Annotated in this window: 6 protein-coding genes; 3 read left to right on the forward strand and 3 right to left on the reverse strand. The window is 55.7% G+C overall.

Annotation, left to right across the window (positions count from 1 at the left end; translation table 11 throughout):
* The 3 genes from B3Z49_RS05450 to B3Z49_RS05460 all read right to left on the reverse strand — a co-directional run.
* On the reverse strand, nucleotides 1-797 hold a 797-nt coding region (locus B3Z49_RS05450), incomplete at its 3' end, for a TRAP transporter substrate-binding protein (protein WP_296988701.1).
* A gap of 205 nt (nucleotides 798-1,002) precedes the next feature.
* Nucleotides 1,003-2,253 carry a thiolase family protein gene (locus B3Z49_RS05455; RefSeq protein WP_296988702.1) on the reverse strand — a complete coding sequence of 417 codons (1,251 nt, stop codon included), beginning with the start codon at nucleotides 2,251-2,253 and terminating at the stop codon, nucleotides 1,003-1,005.
* Nucleotides 2,254-2,258: 5 nt separating this feature from the next.
* Nucleotides 2,259-4,121: a feruloyl-CoA synthase gene (locus tag B3Z49_RS05460; protein WP_296988703.1), complete on the reverse strand. Its 1,863-nt coding sequence runs from the start codon at nucleotides 4,119-4,121 to the stop codon at nucleotides 2,259-2,261.
* A 244-nt stretch (nucleotides 4,122-4,365) separates the two neighbouring features.
* Between B3Z49_RS05460 and B3Z49_RS05465 the strand changes: the two genes are divergently transcribed.
* The 3 genes from B3Z49_RS05465 to B3Z49_RS05475 all read left to right on the forward strand — a co-directional run bounded on the left by B3Z49_RS05465 (nucleotide 4,366) and on the right by B3Z49_RS05475 (nucleotide 7,153).
* Nucleotides 4,366-5,130 carry an SDR family NAD(P)-dependent oxidoreductase gene (locus B3Z49_RS05465; RefSeq protein WP_063089097.1) on the forward strand — a complete coding sequence of 255 codons (765 nt, stop codon included), beginning with the start codon at nucleotides 4,366-4,368 and terminating at the stop codon, nucleotides 5,128-5,130.
* A 32-nt stretch (nucleotides 5,131-5,162) separates the two neighbouring features.
* On the forward strand, nucleotides 5,163-5,942 hold the full coding sequence (locus B3Z49_RS05470; protein ID WP_008889941.1) for a crotonase/enoyl-CoA hydratase family protein: 780 nt from the start codon (nucleotides 5,163-5,165) through the stop codon (nucleotides 5,940-5,942).
* A gap of 158 nt (nucleotides 5,943-6,100) precedes the next feature.
* Complete coding sequence (locus B3Z49_RS05475; protein WP_296988706.1) at nucleotides 6,101-7,153, forward strand: TRAP transporter substrate-binding protein; 1,053 nt, start codon at nucleotides 6,101-6,103, stop codon at nucleotides 7,151-7,153.
* Nucleotides 7,154-7,229: the final 76 nt, after the last annotated feature.

The following is a 7,229-nucleotide window of genomic DNA, read 5'->3' on the forward strand; positions in this document are numbered from 1 at the left end:
CCGGACCATTCCGGCGTGCAGTGATCATCCATCACCTTGCGGTTTTCGGCTGACAATCCTTCATAGACACCACGGTTGATCACAAGGATCTGCGAGGAGACATAGAACGGCATATCAAGGTGATATTTGGTTTCCTGATCAATCCCGAAGATATAGATCGAGTTCCACGGGAAGGTGATCGCATCTGCCGTGCCCTTGGCGATCGCTTCGCGGGCCTCGGGGGCTGGGACCTGAACACTTGCCCCACCCAGCAGGTTTACAAACCGTGCCATGGTGGCGTGCGCCGGACGTACCGCATGGCCGTTGATGTCTTCTGGCACGCGGACCGGCATTTTTGAATGGATGGTGCCGGGATCATGCGGGTTGACCAGACAGAGTTTGACTTCCGGCATTTCCTGTTCGGCGTAGTTGGCATACCACTTGTGAAGGGCGACCGATCCATTGACCGCATCCTTCACATTAAATGGCACCTCGGTCAGGCCATAGATCGGGAAACGTCCGGCCTGATAACCCGGATTGATATAGCCGATATCGGCAATGCCATCGCGAGTCATGTCATAGTGATCAGGTGCGGAGCCCAGTTGCTGGGCCGGGAAAATCGTGAAGTCGATGCTGCCACCGGATGCCTCGCGGATGGAGTTTGTCCATTCTTCAAGCCCCATGGTTTGCACCGGATGGGTTGGCGGCAGCCAGTGGGCCAGACGGAAATTCACTTCCTGGGCAGACGCACCGGAAATGGCAGACATGGCGGCAACTGACGCCAAGGCAATCACTGAACCAAGTTTAAGTCGTTTCATTGTTTCCTCCCTGAGAAAACCGACACCGGCAATTTTGTTTTTGTTGCCTTGTCTGTCGGTAACTCGATTTGATCAGACCACCCTTGGAAGCCTTTGCCCCATGGGTTGGGCTGATCGCCAAACCGGGCCCAAAACCAATGTCCCGGTCAAAAATAACGTCTCCGTTTGTCGCGACCCGGCGCAACCGATGGCGCCCTGGATCGTGCTATGCCAATTTCGTGTTTTCGATTAGAACAGCAATGCCCTGCCCGCCGCCAATACAGGCCGATGCGATGCCATAACGACCGCCGGATTTGACCAGTTCGCGCGCCAGCGTGTTGGTGATCCGAACCCCGGTCGCACCCAGCGGATGACCAATCGCAATCGCGCCGCCATTGACGTTGACCTTGTCTTCATCAAGGCCAAGTTCGCGGATGCAGGCCAGGATCTGTGCCCCAAAGGCCTCGTTGATTTCGATCCGGTCAATCTGATCAAGGGTCATACCGGTTTGATCAAGAACGGCCTCAATGGCCGGGACCGGGCCAATGCCCATGATTTCCGGCGGCACACCGACAGCTGCGCCTGCAATGATGCGGGCACGCGGTGTCAGACCGTGTTTGCGGGCATAATCGGAACTGCCCAGAACAACACCGGCTGCGCCATCCACCACGGCTGATGAATTGCCACCCGTCTGCACCCCGCCAAAGGCCGGGCGGAGCTTTGCCAGAATGTCATAGGGCGATGGCCGAATGTGGCTGTCGCGGTCGACCTGATCGATCTTGCGCGGCAGGCGGATGGAGCGCGGATTGCCATCGGCAAATTCAAAGGTTTCGTTGGTCACGGTGGCAATTTCACCGGCAAGGAAGCCGTTTTCCTGTGCGCTCACGGCACGGGCAAAGCTGCGTTCGGCAAAGCGATCCACTTCTTCGCGGGTGATGTTGTATTTCTTGGCAAGGTTTTCCGCCGTGTCGCCCATGGTGCAACTCACAGCCGGATCCAAAAGCGCTTCCCACAGGAAGTCCTTGAATTCGACCTGCCCCATGCGAAAACCACTGCGATGGGTGTAGGCCGCCACGGGATTTCGGCTCATGGATTCAGTGCCGACACAAAGGGCCAGATCCCCACGACCAAGTGAAATATGATCAGCAGCCTGCAGGATGACTTCAATCCCGGTACCACAGATCCGCTGCACAAGATGGGCGGGGCGATCCACCGGCACCCCGGCGTAAATCCCGATATGGCGCGGCGTCATATAGGCATCATAGGATGCCTGGGCCATCGATCCGGCGACGGTGAAATCGATATCGTTCGCATTCACCCCGGCGTCCTCGATGGCCGCGCGGGCCGCCTTGATGCCAAGATCAATCGGGGAGACCAGCCCGAAGGCCCCGGTATAATCGACAAACGGTGTGCGTTTTCCGCCCAGCAGCCAGACATCTTCAAATTCGGTCCGAAGACCTTTGGCGTTCGCAGTCATTCTGCTTATCCCTTTTTGGCAATCATGACCCCGGCGGGTGACGGGTCGGTATAAAGTTCGGCGACCTTGTCAGCGCGTTTAGTCAGAACCGCGCGCTGATTGATCGAGCCCTTGTCGGTGACTTCGTGCGCATCGAGTTCCGGCGAACTTTCAAGCAAGATCGCGCGCGCGACAAAGTTCGAGCTACCGGTCGATTTGGTCGCCAACTCATTGAGGCATTTCTGAAAATGCGCCTGCACGGCCGGATGGGTTGCGATGTCACGCTCCGACGCGTTGGCGGGCAGATCCGGGCACAGTTTTTTGCAGGCGGTGAAATCGGCAAAGATCAGCGCACCGACATAGCCTTCGTTCAAACCGGTCAGCACCGCATCACGCACATAAGGCGCAAAGGTCTGGGCAATGGCGGTGCGGATGGCGGCGACATGCACCCAGGTGCCGGTCGAGAGTTTGAAATCTTCGCAGACCCGGCCATCAAACAGGAAGCCCCGTTCGATATTATCCGGATCCACAAATTTCAGGGCATCACCAATCAGGTAATAGCCTTCATCGTCAAAAGACTCGCTGGTTTTATCAAGTTGCTTCCAATAGCCGGGTGTAATGCTCGGTCCCTTAAGACGGACTTCGAGCTTTTCGGCATTGGGCACCAGTTTGATATCAAGCCCGACGGCCGGAAGACCGACACTGCCCGCCTGATCAACCGCCCAAGTGGTGGTAAAGGCAAAGGGGGCGGTTTCGGTGGAGCCATAGCCGGTGACGATGACGATCTTTTCGCCAACCGTGTCCTCGGCGATCTTTTCCAGATTGTCCCAGACATATTGCGATAAACCGGCACCGGCATATTGCATGAGTTTGAGCTTGGCAAAGAACATCTCGCGCAGTGTTTTGTTTTCGCGCAGATGATGGACAAGTGCCTCGTACCCCTTGGGGACATTAAAATAGATGTTGGGCGATACTTCGCAAAGATTGCGCACGGTTTCATGAATACCGTCCGGGGTCGGTTTACCCTGATCGATATAGAAACTGCCGCCATTATAAAGCGCGATGCCGAAATTATGGTTGCCGCCTGCGGTGTGGTTCCATGGCAGCCAGTCGACCATCACCGGTGGTTCATCCTGCAAGAATGCCAGCGCGTGACGCAGCATCATCTGGTTAAAACACAGCATCCGCTGGGTATTGATCACGGCCTTTGGCATCCCGGTGGAGCCGGACGTGAACAGGAACTTGGCAATCGTGTCTTCGGTGATTTTGCCATTGGCGGCATCGACCGCATCGGTCGGCGTGGTCTGACGGACATCTTTGAAAACATCGCAGTCATATTGCGACAGCGGGTTTTCCAAAACCAGCAGACGCGCATCCTTTGGCATGACGGCGGCCAGTGCCTTGGCATATTTGGCACCATCATCCACAAAGATCAGACCGGGGTTCAAAAGATCACAGATATGGCGCAGCTTGGCGAAATCGGACGACACCAGCGAATAGGCTGGTGACACCGGCGCATAGGGAATACCGGCATACATCGATGCCAATGCAAGAAGCCCGTGTTCAAGACTGTTGCCCGACAGGATTAGGACCGGGCGATCTTCGGACAGGTCCTGTTCGATGAGGTACTGCGCAAGACTGCGGACCTCGTTTCGGGTTTCAAGGAAGCTTCGTTTTTGCCAGCCGCCGGTTTTGTCACGGTCGGCCAGAAACAGATGATCGGGTGTATGTTGCGCCCAATGGTCAAGCTTGTCGGTGATGGCGCGCGGATAGTCATCCGGCGTTTCCGTTGATCGGATATAGATCGTGCCGTTGTCCTTTTTGGACATCGAGACACGCGTATCTCCCATGCGAACCGGACGGAGTCCGGGTTCAGCAATCATAGGCATGAGACGAAACCTCCAGTTTTCATTTTCTTATTTGTTATAATTCATAACAATCATAATTCATCACATCAAGCGCAATATCTTTATGCGTGTACGGGGACACAACAATTTGACCTTGAGTATAATTATGCTCGCGCGCGAGGGGCGTGAATTTCGATGCGATTTCAGTTGACTAATGACGATTGACGCCGCTCTTTTACTGTGTAAACATAATTGTTATAAAACATAACAAACTTTGGGTAAGGAAATGCAGCTCAATCAGGTTCCCGCCATCATTACCGGCGGCGGCAGCGGCCTTGGTGCCGCCACCGCACGCACATTTGCGGTTGCGGGCGCGAAGGTCGCGGTGTTTGATCGCAACGGCGATGCCGCCAAACGAGTCGCCAGTGAAACCGGCGGAATTGGCCTGGAAGTCGACGTCTCTGACCGAAGCTCGGTCGAAGCTGCATTCAAGACCGTGAAACAAAATCTTGGGCTGCCGCGCATCCTTGTGAATTGTGCCGGTATTGGCACCGCCAACCGTATTCTGCCACGCGACGGCAGCCTTCCGATTGATGATTTTATCAAAACACTGAACGTCAATCTGACCGGCAGCTACATCACCATGAGCTATGCCGCGCAGTTGCTGTCGGAAGCCACCCCGGTAAATGACGATGGCGAACGCGGCGTGATCATCAACACATCATCCGTCGGGTATGAAGACGGGCAGATCGGCCAGTGCGCCTATGCGGCATCAAAGGGCGGAATTGCGTCGATGACCTTGCCAGCCGCGCGCGAGTTGGCCCGGATCGGCGTGCGGGTTATGGCGATTGCGCCGGGGCTGTTTTCCACCGCAATGACCGACACCCTGCCCGAGGAAGCCCGTCAGGCCATTGAAGCCAACATTCCGTTTCCCAAGCGGCTGGGCAAGGCACAGGAATATGCCGACCTTGCCCGCCATATCGTCGAAAATACCATGCTGAATGGCACCGTCGTTCGGATCGACGGCGCGGTTCGCCTGCAGGCAAAATAAAGACCAGATTGCTTTACGTAAGGAACAAGAACATGACCAACGGCGCGAATGACGTATTGAACGTCGCAATCAACGGATCGATTGCCCGTTTGACCATCACGCGACCTGAAAAGCGTAACGCGGTCAGCGATACTTTGATGGCAGCACTCGAGGCGTTTTTTGCCAATCCGCCCGAAGGGGTGCGGGTTGTTATTCTGGCCGGTGAAGGCGGGCATTTTTCAGCCGGGCTTGATCTGGCCGAACATGTTGCGCGCAATGCGGCCGATACGATGCGCCATTCACGCAACTGGCACCGCATCATGGATATGATCCAGTATGGTGGATTGCCGGTGATTTCGTTGCTTAAGGGGGCGGTCATCGGCGGCGGCCTTGAACTGGCCAGTGCGACCCATATCCGTATTGCCGATGAAACCGCCTTTTTCCAGCTTCCCGAAGGACGCCGTGGCATTTTCGTTGGCGGCGGTGCATCGGTCCGGGTTGGCCGAATTCTGGGCGCGGATCGCATGATCGAGATGATGCTGACCGGGCGCAAATACAACGCCGAAGACGGCCTTCGCCTTGGCCTGACACACTATGTCTGTGACAGCGAGGAAGCCGCCGAAGCAAAGGCCATAGAGCTTGCCAATACGGTTGCCGAAAACGCCCAGCTTTCGAACTATGTCATGATCCAGGCCCTGTCACGGATCGAAGACATGGCAAAAACCGATGGCCTGTTTACCGAAAGCCTGTGTGCCGCCCTGACCCAGACCAGCGAAGATGCACAGGAAGGATTGAAGGCGTTCCTTGAAAAACGTGCACCGAATTTCAAGTAACCGCCTATAACAGAGCCGCAGATAATTGCGGCCATCAGATCGCATACCATAAGATCAAGGATCGGCAAGAAACCGCACAAAGCGGACGCCAGAACATTCAGGAAGGAACAGGGTCACCCAACCAAAACCGGTGTGCCCATAATGTGAGGAGACGTTCGATGTCAGGATTTTCCGTTAATCGCCGCCAGATGCTCGGCATCATGGGCGGCGCATTTGCAGCCCCTGCAATCATTGGCAAGGCACGTGCAGCCGAAGTCACCCTTCGTCTGCATCATATGTTGCCGCCGGTGGCCCCGATGCACAAGGCGTTCTTCGAACCGTGGTCCAAGACCATCCGCGAACAGTCCGATGGCCGTATCGATATTCAGATTTTCCCGGCCATGCAGCTTGGTGGCAAACCGCCGCAGCTTGCCGAACAGGTGGCAAACAACGTTGTGGATATCGCCTGGACCTTGACCGTGTACACGCCGGGTCGCTATCCGATTTCCGAAACGCTGAGCCTGCCCTTCATGGTGACAACGGCCGAGGCAACATCGGTTGCCATGCACAAGTTCATGGATGAATTTGGTCAGGACGAATACCGTGGCATGAAGCCATTGGCCTATCATGTTCATGCCGGTGGCAAGTTCCACATGCGCGACAAGGCGATTGAAAATCAGGCTGATCTTGACGGCCTGCAAATCCGCGCCCCGAACCAGAATGTCGGTAAAGCCCTGTCCATCCTAGGTGCTGAGCCGGTCTTCTTCCCGGTTACTGAAATGGCCGTCGGCCTTGCCAATGGCGTGATTGATGGTACCTGCCTGCCTTATGAAGTGGTTCCGGCCTTTAAGCTTCATGAATTGACGTCGGTGCATTGCGCCCCGGCAGAAGGCGGACGTGGTCTTTATGCCAACTCGTTTGCGCTTTTGATGGCGGGCAATGCCTATGACAGCATGCCTGATGATCTGAAAGCGGTGATTGATGCCAATTCCGGTATCGATCTGTCACGCCAGATCGGCAAACAGTTCGATAGCTTTGAATCGGTTGGCTACAAAATGTGTGCTGATCGCGGCAACAAGTTCGTCGAGATTCCCAAAGACGAAATTGAACGCTGGCAGTCTGCGACCCAGCCGGTCGTCGATGAGTGGATCGAGACCCTGAATGATGCCGGACATGATGGCAAGGCGATGATTGATCGCCTTAATCAGCTGATCGACGCCGAGACCGCCTGACATGTCAGGAGCCACCCGTGATCACAATGGGCGCGGCAATCGCGCTGCGCCCATTCATTTTCTTGGTCAGTTTGTT

The sequence above is a fragment of the Thalassospira sp. UBA1131 genome (assembly GCF_002311515.1).
Taxonomy (GTDB): domain Bacteria; phylum Pseudomonadota; class Alphaproteobacteria; order Rhodospirillales; family Thalassospiraceae; genus Thalassospira.